Genomic DNA, 15,129 nt, shown 5'->3' with positions numbered 1-15,129 from the left:
CGGTCGCTGACCGCGCTCTCCGTCGACGTCTCCGCACTCACCCAGGACCTGCACAAGGAACGGATGGCGGCGGCCGGCTACCTGGCCGCGCCGCAGCAGGAGGTCGCCCGGGCCAGCCGGGAGGGGGTCGCCCAGACGCTGACCAGCGGCCTGTACACCTTGCAGTTCGACGTCTATCCGGTGCGGGTCGGGACGCCGAACTCGCTGCACGCCTACGTCTACACCCCGCAGGGGCGGGCGCTGCCGGTCGTCGAGTGGACGGTCAGTCTGGCCCTGCCGGCGGCCGGTGTGGAACCGGTCCGGGTGCCGGTCGACACGCCGGAACCGCATCACGCCAGCGCGGAGCTCACCTTCCCGGTCCGGGGCGAGTGGACGCTGCGGTTCACCGCCCGGACCAGCGACGTCGACCAGGCCACGTCACCGCCACCGTCCCGGTCGGCTGAGCACCGCCGGGCCCGCCGGCGCGGTCCCGACCGCCCCGCTCGACGCGCCCTTCTGGGTACGCGAGGGAATCGGCGCGGTCGAGTGGACCCCGGGGGAGCTGGCCGATCGCCGGTTGAGCCTGGTGGTGATGCGCCCCGACGGCGGCGGCGCGGACCTCGCCCTGGACCTGCGGGCCGAGGTGCGGTCGGACTGGTTCCGCCCGGTGGCCTGGGGTGGGCTGGCCGGCGGGCTCCTGCTGATCGTGCTCGCGGTGCTGGTGCTGCTGCGCCCGGTACGCCCCCGCGAGGTGGTCTTCGTGGTCGAGCCGGACCAGGTCCCGGTGCTCGCCGGTCGGCTGGGCGTCAGCTCGCTGAGCGGCCTCGGCGCGGCACCCGAGCCGGAGCGGCAGTTGGTGTCGGTCGGGGCGCCCGAGCGGTCCCGGGCCGCCATCGGCGCGGTGCCGGCGCGCCGTCCGGCCACCCTCGCCGACCTGCCGCCGTGGCCGCCGGAGCATCCGGAGGAGACGGCCGAACCGGTGCCCGGAAGCCCCCGGCCCGCCGGCACGGACTGACCCGACACGGCGAACGGCCCGCCGCGCTGCCGACGCGGAGGGCCGTCCTCACCGGGGGATCGGTGCTACCCGACAGACGTCTGCGGTAGGTGTCGCCAGATTAGCGGCGAAAGTAAGCCACTGGAAGATCTGTCCATTTAGCGCAACTTATTCGTGGGTCGGCTCCGCCCGCCGCCGCACCGGGAGCGTCACCAGCAGCAGCAGGGCCAGCAGCACGTAGGCGTTGCGCACCAGGAAGTCCCCCAGGGTGTCGGTGCGCGCCGGGGCCACGCCCCAGTCGAAGAAGGACACCACCCCGTAGATGATCACGAACGCCGTGCCGATCGCGAGCGCGAGCAGTCGACGGCGACGCCGCGCCCCCGCCACGGTGTCCCGGTCCGCGCGCAGCGCCGCGTCCACCAGCACCACCACCGCCGGGATGAACCAGTAGAAGTGGTGGGTCCAGGTGATCGGGCTGACCAGGCCGCCGACCAGCCCGGTGAGGGTCAGCCCGGCGAGTTCGTCACCGGCCCGGGCGGCGCGCGCCGCGCGCCACAGGCCGTACCCGGCGACGACCACGACCAGGGCCAGCCAGAGCAGCTGGTTCGGCCTGGCCGGTGCGTCGATCCGGCTGAGCAGCCCGAACAACGACTGGTTGCCGGTGTAGTCGGTGCGCCCGACCCGGTTGGTGGCCCACAGCTCGTGCGTCCAGAAGCGCCAGGAGTCCCGGGGCGCGAACGCCGCGGCCAGCAGCGTCGCCGCCGCCGCGGTGACGCCGGCCACCAAGGCCGCCCGCCACCGCCGGCTCACCAGCAGGTAGGCGATGAAGATGCCGGGGAAGAGTTTGAGCGCCGTCGCCAGCCCCACGCCCACCCCGGCCCAGCGACGCCCCTTGGGTACGGCGAAGAGCAGGTCGGCCAGAATCAGCACCACCAGCAGCATGTTGATCTGCCCGAAGGTGATGGTCTCCCGGGTGCTCTCCACCGCGAACACCAGCAGCACCGCCACGGTGAGGGTGAACGTCCGGGGCAGCCCGTGCCGTTCGATCACCGGGCGGACCAGCCAGCGGGTGGTCACGATCACGCCGATCGCGGTCAGGACGGTGAAGACGGCGATCGTCACGCCCAGCGGGAGCATCGCGAACGGCCGCAGCAGCAGCGCGCTGAACGGCGGATAGGTGAAGTACAGCTCGCCCTGGACCCGGTCCGGCTGCACGTAGTCGTAGAGCGGGTGCCCGGACGACCACCAGTCCATCGCCCGCATGTAGATCTTCAGGTCGAAGAAGTCGTGCACCATGCCGGGCAGGTAGAGGGCCGGCAGCACGGCGGCCAGCGCCAGCACCGTGACGACCCGACGGACCGTCCGGCCCCCCTGGTCGTCGGAGCTGACGGCGGGTGGCGCGACCGGTTCTGCTGGCACGGGGAAACCCTAGCGGTCCGCTCCACCGCCGGTGCCGAGGCGCGACGCCTGGGCTGCGGCTAGTCTGTCCCGGTGGCTGACCTTCTCGTCTGGATCGACTGTGAGATGACCGGGCTGGATCTCGCCAGCGACGCGCTGATCGAGGTCGCCGCGCTCGTCACCGATCCCGACCTCAACGTGTTGGGCGAGGGGGTCGACGTGGTCATCCACGCCGACGAGGCGGCCCTGGCGGCGATGCCGGAGATCGTGCGCACCATGCACGGCAAGTCCGGGCTGACCGAGGAGGTGCGGCGCTCCACCGTCACCCTGGCCGAGGCCGAGGACATGGTGCTGGAATACGTCAGCAGCCACGTCAAGGACCCGCGTACCGCCCCGCTGTGCGGCAACTCGATCGCCACCGACCGGGGCTTCATCGCCCGGGACATGCCGCGCCTCGACGCCCACCTGCACTACCGCATGATCGACGTGTCCTCGATCAAGGAGCTGACCCGGCGCTGGTACCCCCGGGTGTACTTCGGCCAGCCGCAGAAGGGCCTTGCCCACCGGGCACTGGCCGACATCCGGGAGAGCATCCGCGAGCTGGAGTACTACCGGCGGACGATCTTCGTACCCCTGCCCGGACCGGACGTGGAGACGGCCAAGGGGATCGCCGCCCAGCTGTAGACCGGGGCGTCGGCCCGCGCGGGCCGACGGTGCGCAACCCGCTGGACGGGGGCGGCGGGGGTGTGGCTATTATTAGTCCGCACCGCCCGGGCGACCGGCGCGGAAGGCATGGTGGCTGTAGCTCAGTTGGCAGAGCACCGGGTTGTGGTCCCGGTTGTCGTGGGTTCAATTCCCATCAGTCACCCCAGACACGAAGGCCCCCTCCTCGCGGAGGGGGCCTTCGTCGTGTCGGGGCCGGTCAGGGGGTGGGGTCCACGCTGGGAGCCTCGTCGCCGGGGGTGGCCTCCGGGCTCGGGGTGGCCTCCGGCTCCTCGTACGGCAGGGCGCTGCCCTTGACATAGTCGTCCCAGCTCATGTTCCAGTCGGTCCAGCCGTTGCCGTTCTGGAGCTTGCGCTCGGTGCCCTTGACCGTGATCGGGTCGCCGATGCGGGTGTTCTCGAAGAGCCACTTGCCGTCGGCCATCGAGACGTTCACGCAGCCGTGCGAGACGTTGACGCTGCCCTGCTTCCCCTCCGACCAGGGCGCGGCGTGGATGAACTCGCCGCCCCAGGTGAGCCGCTGGGCGTAGTCGATCTTCGTCCGGTACCCCTCCTCGGGGCCCAGCTCCTCCAGCGTGTCGAAGACCGTCTTGCGGAGCTTCTCGATCACCACCATCGTCCCGCTGGACGAGGGGGTGGTCTTCTTGCCGAGGCTGACCAGGATCGTCTTGACGACCTTGCCGTCCCTGGTGACGGTCATCCGCTTGGTCTTGTTGTCCACCTGCATCACCAGCGACGGGCCGATCTTGACGTCGACGGTCAGGTCGGAGCGGCCGTACCAGCCGTCGCCCATCGGCAGCCCGCCGGCCTGCACCCGGTACGACACGGTCGTGCCCGACTTCCAGAACTCCTTCGGGCGGTAACGGACCTCGGTGGGGCTGGACCAGTGCCAGATCCCCTCCTGCGCCGGCGTGGAGGTGACGGTCATCCGACGCTGGACGTCGTCGCGGTAGTCCTCGGGAATGGCCCGGCCGAACCGGACGATCAGCGGCATGCCCACCCCGACTACCTGGTTGTCGCCGAGGAAGCTGGTGATCCGTACCTGCTTGTCGGGCTTGGCCATCACGGTGAAGGCGCTGGTCGCGGTGGCCGGCTTGCCGTCGTCGCCGGTCGCCGTGACGGTGGCGGTGTACTTCTCGCCGTACTCCAGGGCGCCCGCGGGGAGCCAGCTCTTGCCGTCCGCGGCGAGCTCGCCCTCGACGGCCTTGCCGCTGGCGTCCTTCAGCTCGACGCTGGTCTCCTCGGCGTCCTTCGTGGTGAAGGTGATGCCGGTGGAGGCCGGGACGTCGGTCGCGTCGGCCTTGGGCTCGCTGATGGTGGCCGCGGCCTTCGGCGCGCTCTCGCCGCTGCCCTGCCAGCTCGACGGCTTGTCGTCGCCGGAGCCCGTGCAGGCGGAGGTGAGCGCCAGCGTCGCGGCGAGGAGCCCCGCCGCGAGTGCGCGGCGCCGCCCGGCGTGCCGAGTCAGCCGGTCGTGGGTAGCTCGCATGATTCCCTCACAGTCGTGGTCCCCGATGCCCCATCTTCTCCCACAGACGCGGGAGAGCGCCGGTCGGTTGCCGGCCGTGAACAGAAACACGCCGATGGGGGAGTGCGAATACCGGTAAAATGTGGGGATTTCGCGAGAGCTGCTCGGTTTCTCCCGACCCCACGCTCCGGTGACCGGCGCGGGTCGGGCCCGCTCCGGGTCGCCGGCGTGACCGCCGACCCGACCGGGTGGGTGTTACAGCAGCGGGCCGGAGCCGCCGTCCGGCACGGGCAGGGCGCTGCCCTTGACGAACTCCGACCAGCTCAGGCTCCAGGCCGTCCAGCCGTTGCCGGGGGTGACGCGGCGCTCGGTGCCCTTGATGGTGATCGGGTCGCCGATCTTCGTCTGCTCGAAGAGCCAGCGGCCCATCGCCATCGAGACGTTGACGCAGCCGTGCGAGACGTTCTGCCGACCCTGCACCCCCTCGGACCAGGGCGCCGCGTGGATGTACTCGCCACCCCAGGTCAACCGCTGGGCGAAGTCGATCTCGGTGCGGTACCGGTTCTCCGGGTCGGGGTCGTCCATGGTGTCGAAGACCGTCTGCTCCTTCTTCTCCATCACCACGAGGGTGCCGCTGGAGGAGGGAGTGCTCTTCTTGCCCAGGCTGACCGGCAGGGTGCGGACCACCTCGCCGTCCTGGTACACCGTCATCTTCTTGGTGCTGTTGTCGACCTTCATCACGAAGGACCGGCCGATCTTGGCGGTCGCCGTACGGTCGACGTTGCCGTAGCGGCCGTTGCTCAACGGCATGCCGGCCAGCGCGATCCGGACGTCGAGGGTGGTGCCCGGCTTCCAGTACTCCGGAGCCCGGTAGTAGGCCTGGGTGCCGTTGTAGACCCAGTGCCAGGCGCCCGGCTGCGGCGGATCGGTCTTGACGAACATCCGCTTCTGCACCGCCGCCCGGTCCTTCTTCGGGATGCCCGGGTGGAACTCGACGACCACCGGCATGCCGACGCCGTACGTCTTGTCGTCGAAGAGGTAGAGGCCGGAGCTGATCATCGACTTCGGCTTGGCCATGGTGGTGAAGGTGCTGGTGCCCTGCCGGGTCTCGCCGCCGGCGCCGGTGCCGGTCACCGTGGCGGTGTACTCGGTGCCGTACTTCAGCGGGGCCGACGGCACCCAGGAGGAACCGTCCAGCCGCATCCTGCCCGCGACCTGCTTGCCGTCGGCGGAGGCGAGGGTGACCGAGGACACGGTGCCGCCGCCCGGCAGCTTCGCGCTGATCTCGGTGCTCACCGGCTTGTCCTTCGCCCCGTCGGCCGGGCTCACCGTCAGGCTCTGGGCCGGCGCGGAGGGCTCGGCCTCCTGCGAGGCGGTGGGCGCACCCGTACCCGGAACCGCGCCGCCGCCGACGAACTCGGCGGCCTTCTTCTTGTCGTCTCCGCACCCGGTCAGTGCCAACGACGCCACCAGGGCCAGGGCACCCAGCATCGCCCCGGCCCGCGTGAACCTGCCCATTCCCACCTCAGTTCTCGCGTGCCTGGCGACATGGTGCCGTATCGACGCCGCCGCCCTGGTCCCGCCAAGCGGTCGGCGGAGCGATCTGGTGGGTTTTGCCCGTTAAGCTCGGCCGAACAGGGGAGCCGGGTATCGGATTGGAACCCGGCTCAGGGACCTGCTAATGTTCTGTCCGTTGCCAACGAGCGCCGCTAGCTCAACTGGCAGAGCAGCGGACTCTTAATCCGCGGGTTCGGGGTTCGAGTCCCTGGCGGCGCACCAGCAATAAAAGGCTCTGGCCTGGTGGTTCTCCACCTGGCCGGGGCCTTTTTCGTGGTCCTGGCGATGGCTCGGTCGTCGATGATGAAGGCATGCGAGCCGCCTACATCGAGCGCCCGGGACCGGCCACGGACATCCGGCACGGCGAGCTGCCCGCGCCTCGTCCCGGCCCGACCGACATCCTGGTCGACGTCATCGCCACCACCGTCAACCCCGTCGACACCTTCGTACGCTCGGGGGCGTTCCCCACCCCGCTGCCGCTGCCCTTCGTGGTCGGCCGTGATCTCACCGGTCGGGTCGCGGAGGTGGGCCCGGGCGCGCCGGCTTCCGCGTCGGCGAGTTGGTGTGGTGCAACAGCCTGGGGTACGGCGGCCGGCAGGGCAGCGCCGCCGAACAGGCCGTGGTGCCGGTCGACCGGCTCTACCGGTGGCCCGGCGGGGTCGACCCGGCGATCGCCGTGACCATGCTGCACCCGGTGGCCACGGCGTACCTGGCGTTGTTCGTCCACGGCCGGCTCCGGCCCGGCGAGACCGTCGTGGTGGCGGGCGGCGCCGGCAACGTCGGCGCCGCGCTCGTCGCGCTCGCCGCCACCGCCGGTGCCCGCGTCGTGGCCACCGCGTCGCCGGGCGATGCCGACTTCTGTCGGCGGAACGGCGCCGCCGACGTGCTCGACTACCGCGCCCCCGACCTGGCCGAGCGGCTGAGGTCGGCCTGCCCGGAGGGGGTCGACCTGTATCTCGACACCGCGGGGCGGAACGAGTTGGCGTGGACGATCGACCTGCTCGCGGTGCGCGGGCGGGTCGTGGTGCTCGCCGGCGGCGACACCCGGCCGGTGCTGCCGGTCGGCGCGCTCTACCGCAACGACCGGGCCGTCATCGGCTTCGTGATCTCCCACGCCACCACCGCCGAGCTGGCCGAGGCCGCGGCCCTGGTGAACCGGACGCTGGCCGCCGGGCGGGTGGCCCCGCGCGAGGTCCTGCCGCTGCCGTTGTCGGCGGTCGGCGAGGCGCACGGCCTGCTGGAGCGGGGCGAGCTCCGGGGACGGCGGGTGGTGATCCGCCCGTAGCGGGTGCTCGTGGCGGGCTCGATCGGGGGTGTTAATGTTTCTCCCCGTTGTCAGCGAGCGCCGCTAGCTCAACTGGCAGAGCAGCGGACTCTTAATCCGCGGGTTCGGGGTTCGAGTCCCTGGCGGCGCACTGGGTAACACGGGCTCTGGCCTGGTGGTTCTCCACCAGGCCAGAGCCTTTTGGTGTCCATGGAGATGGCTGGGTGGTCGGGAGCGGTGGGACTGTTCGGGCTGTCGGTGGACGTTGTGTTGTGGCCGTGGATAGGCGCTCGGGTCTGACGAGCGGCGGCCAGGGGCTCTGGCCCCGGACCGGTGAGGCGCGTGTCAGGCGCCTTTGGCGATCAGTGCCGCAGCGAGGGTCTGTTCCTGGAGATCAACTGACGGCGGACGTCGGGGCTGGGTGGACTGCTGACCGGCTACCCAGTCGGTCCGGACCGGTCGGTAGCGTCGATCGATGCGGCGAAGTTCGACAACCGGCCCACCTGGGACAACCGAGGGAAGTTCGACAGCCGGCCCGGCTGGGACAACTGGAACAAGAAGAAGTAACCCGCCGATACGCGGAATGGATCGGACGCGTGGGGTGGCGTGCCCGCCCCACCCCTGTACGGGTTGAGGAGGCATGCGCACCACGACAGTCGGCGATGTGAAGATCCTGCTGCCGGACCTCGACCCGGACGACCTCGACCGGGTGCCCGAACTGGCCGATGGCCTCACCGAGGCTTTCGTCGAGGGCGCATCGTGGCGCGGTGTGCAGCTGGAGGACTGCCGCATCCGGGGCAGCCGGATCACCGGTGGCGACCTCAGCGAGAGCACCTGGGAAGCCGGCAGCCTCTACGGCTGCGAAATCACCCGCACCGACTTCTCTGGAGCGGCTCTGGTCGGTGTGACGATCGAGCGGTGCGCGATCACTGGCTCACGGTTCACCGGCACCAGGCTCACCGACGTGCGCCTCAAGGACGTCCTGTTCGACGGCTGCCGCTTCGACTACGCCACCTTCCAGCGCGTCACCGCTGCCGGCTCGGTCGCCTTCACCGACTGCACCCTCACCCACGGCACCTGGTCCACCTGTCGTCTTCCGGGCATCGCGCTGCGGTCCTGCGACCTCGCCGGTCTGGAGCTGGACTCCTGCAATCTCAATGGCGCTGACCTGCGGTCCAGCAGCCTCCGAGGGCTCAAGACGCCACTCGACAACCTGTCCGGCGTCACCCTTGCCGCGGGCCAGCTTTCCGACCTCACCCAGCTGGCCGTCGCCGCTCTGGGCCTGACCGTGCGCAACGACTGACCTCCGGGAGCACCGTGGCCGCTGACGCCGTCCCGATCGACAGCCCGGACACGATCATCGTCTGCGTCCGAGGCAACTCCGGCTCGGGCAAGAGCAGCGCCGAGCGGGAACTGCGGCGTCGGCATGGCCGGGGCTGTGCGCTGGTCGAGCAGGACTACCTGCGCCGCATTGAGCTGCGCGAGCGGGACAAGCCCGGCGGTGAGGCTCCTGGCGTCACGCCTGGTCGACGAGCCAGTCCGGATGACTGTGAAGTCGCGTTCGGTCAGGCCGCGCCGTGGGTCGACCCGATGGAGCAGCGCCGGACCGTGGTGATGGGCGGACACCCAGACGCGATCGGCAGGGGAGATCTCGTCGTCGACCCACACGAAGGGACGCCCCTGCGCCCACTCGACCAGGCCGCGAGTCTTCCAGTGCAGGGCGCCGTCCTCGTCCGAGTCGGCCCAGTCCAACACCGGCAGGGCCGGCAGTCCGAGCAGCGGAGCCAGTACGTCGTTCGCGTCGCTCATCCAGGTGGACGCCCACACCAGGTCACACGGCAGGGCGGACAGCAGGTGGCCGTGTTCCGGCTCGACCCTGTGCAGCAGCGGATGGGCGTCATCCGGCCGAACCTGTACACGGGTTGGATTGGCCGGCATGCCCGGCGGTGCCGCCGGTGGCGTTCCGAACGGGATGAGGGTGCCGTCCACGTCAAGGAACAGCAGCGGACGCGAGGCGGACACGGTCCAAAGGTTAGCCCTCATCCGGTGACCGGTGACCGGTGACCGGGGACGTGCGGGCGCTGCGTGGTCTGGGCTCTGCCAACGCCGGCTGCGGACGCTGCATCGGTTGCGGTTGGTGGCGGGTTCCGGCCGCAGCGCGCCGACGGCGGGCGTCGTGTTGGCCTGTCGCTCTTCTGCTGCGCAATGACGTGCCCAGCAAGGCATGCAAAACGGCTCATACGTCCTAGAAGCGGAGCAAATCCCACCTAGTCTCAGGGTGCCGAGCCGGATCCTTGAGGAGTCAGCCGATGTCGCACCATCTCGACACCCCGCTCGCCGCGCAGTCCGGTCAGCTCTTCCTGAACGACCTGTACGTCTTCGACGGCGAGCGCGGCACGGTCTTCGTCATGGACGTCAACAGCTCGGTGACCCGGGCCGACATCAAGCGTGGCTTCCACCACGAGGCGCGGTACGAGTTCAGGATCCACCACGATGGGGCCGACCTGGAGGACCTCACCTACCGGGTCGCCTTCGGTGAACCGGACGCCGACGGGCGGCAGGCGGTGACGCTGCACGCGCTGACCGGCACCGAAGCGCGTAGCGACGCGGCGAACGGCGAACTCCTCGTCCAGGGGCGGACCGGCGAGGTGGTGAGCAGCGACGTCCTGCGGCTCTGGGCCGGCCGGATCGCCGATTCCTTCTACATCGACCTGGATCAGCTCGCGACCGTCAACGACGCCTTCAAGAACGGCGCCAAGCTGGACCGCTCGAAGTGGCGACCGGAGAACGCGAAGAACAGCTTCGCCGGCACCACCGTCGAGTCGATCGTCCTCGAGGTGTCGCACGACGAGCCGATGCTGCGCGACGGGGCGCAGATCGGCGTCTGGTGCACCACGAAGCTGGCGACGGACGCCGGCGGATGGCGGCCGATCAACCGGGCCGGCCACCCCATGATGTGGCCGATCTTCTGGCCGACCGACACCGACTTCTCCGACCCCGCCAACGTCCGGCACCCCTGCGACGACCTGAAGGCGGACGGCGAGAACATCGCCTCGACCGTCGCGCGGGTGGTCGCCGCGAACGGCACCGCTGTCGATCCGAACGCGTACGGCTGGAGCGTGGCCCGGCAGGTCTACCCAGATCTGCTGTCGTACCGGGTCGGGACGCCGGCGAACTACGGCTTCGCCGTGCGGAACGGGCGCACGATGTCGGACAACGCCCCGGAGGTGATGTTCTCCCTGGTGCTGAACACGGGGATGACCTCGGGTCTGACCGCGGACGTGACCCGGGAGGCCCGCTCCGGCACGTTCCCCTACGTGGTGCCCGCCTGACGCGGGTGGTCGCTCCGCACGACGGCGGCGATGCCGCTGGGCGACGCCACGCGACCGCATGGACCGGCCGGGTGGGAGCTGGGGGTCAGCGCGGCGTGGCCGGCGGGCGTAGTCCGTCGAGGGCGACGCCCAGCACCCGTTCGCGCTGCTCCGGCTCGGGGAACTGGGCCATGGTGAGGCCGCTGAGCAACCGGACCACGTCGTCGAAGCTGATGTCGGCGCGGACCGCCCCGGAGGCCTGGGCGCGGCGCATCAGCGGCTCGCCCGCGGTGTAGATCTCCGTCCGGCAACTCCGGAAGACCTCGGAGTCGTGCAGCAGCTCCTCGGCCAGGGCCCGCTTGGTGGCGACGTAGCCGACGAACCGGTGCAGCCAGGCGACCAGCGCGTCCCACGGGGGCAGGTCGGCCAGGTCGGCCGCGGAGCGACTCAGCGCCCGGACCTCCTCGACGTAGACGGCTTCGAACAGGGCCTGCCGGGTCGGGAAGTTCCGGTAGAGGGTGCCGATGCCCACCCCGGCGCGCCGGGCCACCTCTTCGAGCGAGGCGGACGCTCCGTTCTCCGCGAAGGCCTCGCGGGCGGCCGCGATCAGCGACTCGTAGTTGCGCCGGGCGTCGGCGCGCTTGGGTCGCCGTGCGAAGACGTCGGACGTCTGTCCCGCGCTGGCCATGACGTGCGTCACCTCACCTCGGTTGCAACCGGAGGCACCCCTCCGCTAGCTTAGTGGAGGCACCCCTCCGGAACTGTCCGGAGCCATGCCTCCGCTTAGCTTACCTCCCCGGGGACCGGGTGCCGATCCCGCCGAACAGGCGACCGGCACCGCCCCGAAGCCTGACGAGCCCACCTGCCCGTCGTCCCCTCCGTACGCGGAATTGGAGTTTCCCCGCATGACAGAGACCGTCCGTCGCGGCTCCCGCCGGCTCACCTTCCTCGTCCTGGCGGCCGGCACCGGGTTCTTCGCGATGCTCCAGTCGCTGATCACCCCGGTGCTGCCGACCATCCAGCACGACCTGCACACGTCCCAGAACACCGTCACCTGGGTGCTGACGGCCTACCTGCTCTCCGCGTCCATCTTCACGCCGATCCTCGGCCGGGTCGGCGACATGGTGGGCAAGGAACGGATGCTCGTGGTCTCCCTCGGCGCGCTCGCCCTCGGCTGCCTGCTGGCCGCCGTCGCGCCGAGCATCGGCGTGCTCATCGTCGCCCGGATCGTCCAGGGCGTCGGCGGCGCCGTCTTCCCGCTGTCGTTCGGGATCATCCGCGACGAGTTCCCCGCCGCGCGCGTTTCCTCCGCGGTGGCCGCCATCTCGGCGATCGTCGCGGCCGGCGGCGGCCTGGGGGTCGTGCTCGCCGGGCCGATCGTCGGCGCTCTCGACTACCGGTGGCTGTTCTGGATCCCGATGGTCGTCGTCGGCCTGACCGCCGTCGCCGCGTACTTCGTCGTGCCGGAGTCGCCGGTGCGTACCCCTGGCCGGATCGACTGGCGGGCCACCCTGCTGCTGTCCGGCTGGCTGGTCGCCCTGTTGCTGCCGATCAGCAAGGGCGCCGCCTGGGGCTGGACCTCGGCTCGGGTGGTGGGCCTGCTGGCGCTCGCCGCAGTGCTGCTCTCCGGTTGGCTGGTCGCCGAGATCCGCTCCAGCAACCCGTTGATCGACATGCGGATGATGCGGCTGCCCGGAGTCTGGACGACCAACCTGGTCGCCCTGCTCTACGGCGCGTCGATGTTCTCCGTCTACGCGTTCCTGCCGCAGTTCGTGCCGGCCGGCGGGCCCGGCGCGACGGGCCGGATGCTGACCCACGGGATGGTGTTCATGCTGGTCACCTTCGGGGTCTTCGCCGCCTACGGCAGCTTCGCCGGCACGGTCCGCGACCGGGTGCTGGCCCGGCCCCGGCTGACCGACTGGCTACGCCGCACCTTCGCCGGGTCGTTCGTCGCGCTCGGCGTCTCCCTGCTGCTCGCCGAGAGATAGGAGTGCCATGCGTTTCCACCACGCCCCCGGCGTCCGGTCGACGCACCCGACGCTGGTCGCCGGCGTACTGGCCGCCGACGGCGTCACCCCGGACGTCGCGGTGGACGAGCGGGTCGCGCACTTCGCCGGCCTGGCGCGGCAGCGGTTGACCGCCGGCGCCGAGAGCGGGTTCCCCGAGATCCGGGCCTGGCGGCGCGCCTTCGCCGCGATGGGGCTGCCGCCGACCCGCTACCGGTGCGCCGCCGAGTCGCTGCTGCGCCGGTTCCGCCGGGACGGGGAGCTGCCCCGGCTCCACCCGCTGGTCGACCTCTGCAACGCGGTCTCCCTCGCGTACGCGATCCCCGTCGCGGTGCTGGACGTGACGCGGATCGACGGCGACCTGGCCGTCCGGCCCGCCACCGGCGAGGAGGAGTACGTGACCCTCGCCGGTGACCTCGAGCGTCCGGAGCCCGGCGAGGTGGTCTTCGCCGACGGGGCGGGACGGGCGCACTCACGGCGGTGGACCCACCGGCAGAGCGGCTGGTCGGCGGTGCGCCACACGACCGGGACCGTGCTCATCGTGGCGGAGGCGCTGCACGATTCGGCCGGTCGGGACGTGCCGGCGCTCCTGGACACCCTGACCGCGGAGCTGGCTGCCGGCTGGCAGGTCGACCCGCGGGGCGCGGTGCTGACGGCCGCCGCACCGGCCGTCGACGTACCCGGCTGAGGTCCCCCGTCGTTTCCGGCGGGGACCGGCGCCCGCCGCGGCCGGGTCAGGCCGTCTCGCCGGGCGCGAGGTAGCGGTAGCCGTCGCCGAGCGTCTCGGCGAACCAGCCGTTCACGCTGGCCAGGCCCCGCTCGTTGAGCTGCGCGTCGTGGATCGGGTGGGTGCGCGCCGCGCCGACCGCACCGGCGAACCCGATCGCCTCGGTCAGCTTCAGCCAGGACGCCTGGGCCGGCACCAGCAGCGTCCACACCGGCCGCCCGGGCAGGTGCAGGGAGTCACCCGGGTGGTAGACCTCGTCGTCCACGACGTACCCGAGGTTGGCGCAGTCCGGCTGGCCGTCGTGGATGGTGGCGTGCCGGCCACCCACCGCGGTGACCGCGAAGCCGGCGGCGGTGAATTGCTGCCCGGCCCGTACCCGCTGGACCGGCAGCGTGGGCAGGGCGGGCAGCTCGGCGCCCTCAGGCACGAAGACCGGGACGCCGAGGCCGGCCAGCCGCAGCACGTCGATGTGGTCGGCGTGTTCGTGGGTGACCAGGACGGCGTCCGCGCCCACGAGAGCGGCCGGCTCGCTCCAGGTGCCGGGGTCGACGACGAGCACGCGACCGTCGCGTTCCAGGCGCACGCAGGCGTGGGTGTATTTCGTGATCCGCATCGGACGGACGCTACCGCAGCCCTGCCCGACGTCGCTGTCCGTGCCCTCAGCAGCACGAATTGATGTATTGACATCAAAAGGCAACCCGTCAGTAACATCCGTCACATCGGAGTACCGAGACCCCCGTCGACCGACGTCCGACCACCAGTTGGGCGTCGGTCCGCGCACACCCCCCTCTCCGCGCGGGCACCCGAGAAAGACAGACGATCATGAGGACGTACATCAGCAGGTGGCTGTTCGCGGTGGCCGTGGCGGTCGCCGCCGTCGCCGTCGCACCCACCCCCGCACAGGCCGCCGCGTACACCGCGTCGAGCAACCCGATCCTGTTCGTGCACGGCTGGAACAGCAGTGCCAGCACCTGGAACACGATGATCAGCCGGTTCCAGGCCGACGGCTGGCCGTCGAGCCGGCTGCGCGCCTTCTCCTACAACACCAGCCAGTCCAACGCCACCACCGCGCAGCAGGTCGGCCAGGAGGTCGACAAGCTACTCGCCAGCACCGGCGCGACGAAGGTGGACATCGTCACCCACTCGATGGGCGGGCTCTCCTCCCGCTACTACCTGAAGAACCTCGGCGGCGGGGGCAAGGTGGACCGGTGGGTGTCCCTCGGCGGCCCGAACCACGGCACCAGCTCCGCCAACGCCTGCTACAGCACCGCCTGCACGGAGATGCGGATCGGCTCGACCTTCCTGGCCAACCTCAACTCGGTCGACGAGACCCCGGGCGTCCCGACGTACGGCACCTGGCGGTCGAACTGCGACGGCGTGATCAACCCGGTGGACAGCACGGTGCTCTCCGGGGCGAGCAACACGTTGGCGGGCTGCGTGACACACACCAGCCTGCAGAACGACGCCACCATCTACGGCCAGGTGCGCGACTTCGTCAACCCGTGACGGCGGTGGGGCCGGCGGTGGCGCGGACTTACTCCGCAGGCCGGCGGCCCCCCGGAGTCAGCCTCGGGCCGGGCCGCCGTCGTCGTCCATGATCTCGTGGAACTCGGCCGGGGTGATCTCCCCCTCGCGCAGCCGCCGGGCGTTGGCGGCGAACTTCCCGATCGCCGCGCCCGGCGACCCGAGGCCCCCGGTCGGTCGG

General features: G+C 71.2%; 15 protein-coding genes, 3 tRNA genes and 2 pseudogenes. 14 read left to right on the top strand and 6 right to left on the bottom strand.

Features of this window, described 5'->3' with window-relative positions; translation table 11 throughout:
* The first annotated feature begins 571 nt into the window (after positions 1-571).
* Positions 572-994 carry a hypothetical protein gene (locus JNW89_RS10725; protein WP_306344834.1) on the top strand — a complete coding sequence of 141 codons (423 nt, stop codon included), beginning with the start codon at positions 572-574 and terminating at the stop codon, positions 992-994.
* Positions 995-1,141: 147 nt separating this feature from the next.
* Here the strand turns inward: JNW89_RS10725 and JNW89_RS10720 are convergent, their stop codons facing one another.
* Positions 1,142-2,392 carry a glycosyltransferase family 87 protein gene (locus tag JNW89_RS10720; protein WP_238448776.1) on the bottom strand — a complete coding sequence of 417 codons (1,251 nt, stop codon included), beginning with the start codon at positions 2,390-2,392 and terminating at the stop codon, positions 1,142-1,144.
* A 72-nt stretch (positions 2,393-2,464) separates the two neighbouring features.
* Between JNW89_RS10720 and orn the strand changes: the two genes are divergently transcribed.
* Both orn and JNW89_RS10710 read left to right on the top strand, forming a co-directional pair.
* A complete protein-coding gene (gene orn, locus JNW89_RS10715; RefSeq protein ID WP_309139970.1) occupies positions 2,465-3,055 on the top strand; it encodes an oligoribonuclease in 591 nt (196 codons plus the stop codon).
* A gap of 111 nt (positions 3,056-3,166) precedes the next feature.
* Positions 3,167-3,242, top strand: a tRNA-His gene (locus tag JNW89_RS10710).
* 51 nt (positions 3,243-3,293) lie between these two features.
* On the opposite strand, the gene JNW89_RS10705 is transcribed toward JNW89_RS10710, so the two are convergent.
* Positions 3,294-4,580 (bottom strand): Ig-like domain-containing protein, encoded by a 1,287-nt coding sequence (locus JNW89_RS10705; protein ID WP_238448775.1) that lies wholly within the window; start codon positions 4,578-4,580, stop codon positions 3,294-3,296.
* Between the two features lie 234 nt (positions 4,581-4,814).
* The gene (locus tag JNW89_RS10700) at positions 4,815-6,077 is read right to left on the bottom strand and encodes an Ig-like domain-containing protein (RefSeq protein WP_238448774.1); all 1,263 of its coding nucleotides are present in this window, start codon (positions 6,075-6,077) and stop codon (positions 4,815-4,817) included.
* Positions 6,078-6,262: 185 nt separating this feature from the next.
* Here JNW89_RS10700 and JNW89_RS10695 point away from each other — a divergent pair.
* The 7 genes and pseudogenes from JNW89_RS10695 to JNW89_RS10675 form a co-directional block, all read left to right on the top strand.
* Positions 6,263-6,338 (top strand) — tRNA-Lys (locus tag JNW89_RS10695).
* A gap of 89 nt (positions 6,339-6,427) precedes the next feature.
* Positions 6,428-6,796 (top strand): alcohol dehydrogenase catalytic domain-containing protein, encoded by a 369-nt coding sequence (locus JNW89_RS38665; RefSeq protein ID WP_375155073.1) that lies wholly within the window; start codon positions 6,428-6,430, stop codon positions 6,794-6,796.
* Positions 6,679-7,401, top strand: coding sequence for a zinc-binding dehydrogenase (locus tag JNW89_RS10690; protein ID WP_238448777.1), 723 nt, complete (start codon positions 6,679-6,681; stop codon positions 7,399-7,401). Before JNW89_RS38665 ends, JNW89_RS10690 begins: the two co-directional genes overlap by 118 nt.
* Positions 7,402-7,458: 57 nt before the next feature.
* Positions 7,459-7,531, top strand: a tRNA-Lys gene (locus JNW89_RS10685).
* A 266-nt stretch (positions 7,532-7,797) separates the two neighbouring features.
* A complete protein-coding gene (gene amcA, locus JNW89_RS37310; RefSeq protein WP_375155074.1) occupies positions 7,798-7,947 on the top strand; it encodes a multiple cyclophane-containing RiPP AmcA in 150 nt (49 codons plus the stop codon).
* 73 nt (positions 7,948-8,020) lie between these two features.
* On the top strand, positions 8,021-8,683 hold the full coding sequence (locus JNW89_RS10680; RefSeq protein WP_238448773.1) for a pentapeptide repeat-containing protein: 663 nt from the start codon (positions 8,021-8,023) through the stop codon (positions 8,681-8,683).
* A 35-nt stretch (positions 8,684-8,718) separates the two neighbouring features.
* Positions 8,719-8,898: pseudogene (locus tag JNW89_RS10675) on the top strand (kinase); the annotation flags it as partial.
* An 18-nt stretch (positions 8,899-8,916) separates the two neighbouring features.
* Here the strand turns inward: JNW89_RS10675 and JNW89_RS10670 are convergent.
* Positions 8,917-9,423: pseudogene (locus JNW89_RS10670) on the bottom strand (HAD domain-containing protein); the annotation flags it as partial.
* A 266-nt stretch (positions 9,424-9,689) separates the two neighbouring features.
* Between JNW89_RS10670 and JNW89_RS10665 the strand changes: the two are divergent.
* Positions 9,690-10,712: a DUF4331 family protein gene (locus JNW89_RS10665; RefSeq protein ID WP_238448772.1), complete on the top strand. Its 1,023-nt coding sequence runs from the start codon at positions 9,690-9,692 to the stop codon at positions 10,710-10,712.
* Between the two features lie 85 nt (positions 10,713-10,797).
* Here JNW89_RS10665 and JNW89_RS10660 read toward each other — a convergent pair whose 3' ends face one another.
* Positions 10,798-11,379 (bottom strand): TetR/AcrR family transcriptional regulator, encoded by a 582-nt coding sequence (locus JNW89_RS10660; protein ID WP_238448771.1) that lies wholly within the window; start codon positions 11,377-11,379, stop codon positions 10,798-10,800.
* 217 nt (positions 11,380-11,596) lie between these two features.
* Here JNW89_RS10660 and JNW89_RS10655 point away from each other — a divergent pair, with 217 nt between their 5' ends.
* Both JNW89_RS10655 and JNW89_RS10650 read left to right on the top strand, forming a co-directional pair.
* On the top strand, positions 11,597-12,679 hold the full coding sequence (locus tag JNW89_RS10655; protein ID WP_238448770.1) for an MFS transporter: 1,083 nt from the start codon (positions 11,597-11,599) through the stop codon (positions 12,677-12,679).
* 7 nt (positions 12,680-12,686) lie between these two features.
* A complete protein-coding gene (locus tag JNW89_RS10650; RefSeq protein ID WP_238448769.1) occupies positions 12,687-13,385 on the top strand; it encodes a B3/4 domain-containing protein in 699 nt (232 codons plus the stop codon).
* A gap of 46 nt (positions 13,386-13,431) precedes the next feature.
* Here the strand turns inward: JNW89_RS10650 and JNW89_RS10645 are convergent, their stop codons facing one another.
* A complete protein-coding gene (locus JNW89_RS10645) occupies positions 13,432-14,037 on the bottom strand; it encodes an MBL fold metallo-hydrolase (RefSeq protein ID WP_238448768.1) in 606 nt (201 codons plus the stop codon).
* Positions 14,038-14,246: 209 nt separating this feature from the next.
* On the opposite strand from JNW89_RS10645, the gene JNW89_RS10640 reads away from it, so the two are divergent.
* A complete protein-coding gene (locus JNW89_RS10640; RefSeq protein WP_238448767.1) occupies positions 14,247-14,930 on the top strand; it encodes a triacylglycerol lipase in 684 nt (227 codons plus the stop codon).
* Positions 14,931-15,129 lie beyond the last annotated feature (199 nt).

It is taken from the genome of Micromonospora sp. 4G55 (genome assembly GCF_016803375.1).
The sequence above is the reverse complement of the archived record's forward strand: the minus strand, read 5'-3'. Positions and strand labels throughout refer to the sequence as shown.

Excerpts from the sequence above, each read along its gene's own strand:
- JNW89_RS10725 (WP_306344834.1), top strand. The coding sequence starts at position 572 with ATGCGCCCCGACGGCGGCGGCGCGGACCTCGCCCTGGACCTGCGGGCC.
- JNW89_RS10705 (WP_238448775.1), bottom strand. The coding sequence starts at position 4,580 with ATGCGAGCTACCCACGACCGGCTGACTCGGCACGCCGGGCGGCGCCGC.
- JNW89_RS10700 (WP_238448774.1), bottom strand. The coding sequence starts at position 6,077 with ATGGGCAGGTTCACGCGGGCCGGGGCGATGCTGGGTGCCCTGGCCCTG.
- JNW89_RS38665 (WP_375155073.1), top strand. The coding sequence starts at position 6,428 with ATGCGAGCCGCCTACATCGAGCGCCCGGGACCGGCCACGGACATCCGG.
- JNW89_RS10680 (WP_238448773.1), top strand. The coding sequence starts at position 8,021 with ATGCGCACCACGACAGTCGGCGATGTGAAGATCCTGCTGCCGGACCTC.
- JNW89_RS10665 (WP_238448772.1), top strand. The coding sequence starts at position 9,690 with ATGTCGCACCATCTCGACACCCCGCTCGCCGCGCAGTCCGGTCAGCTC.
- JNW89_RS10660 (WP_238448771.1), bottom strand. The coding sequence starts at position 11,379 with ATGGCCAGCGCGGGACAGACGTCCGACGTCTTCGCACGGCGACCCAAG.
- JNW89_RS10655 (WP_238448770.1), top strand. The coding sequence starts at position 11,597 with ATGACAGAGACCGTCCGTCGCGGCTCCCGCCGGCTCACCTTCCTCGTC.
- JNW89_RS10650 (WP_238448769.1), top strand. The coding sequence starts at position 12,687 with ATGCGTTTCCACCACGCCCCCGGCGTCCGGTCGACGCACCCGACGCTG.
- JNW89_RS10645 (WP_238448768.1), bottom strand. The coding sequence starts at position 14,037 with ATGCGGATCACGAAATACACCCACGCCTGCGTGCGCCTGGAACGCGAC.
- JNW89_RS10640 (WP_238448767.1), top strand. The coding sequence starts at position 14,247 with ATGAGGACGTACATCAGCAGGTGGCTGTTCGCGGTGGCCGTGGCGGTC.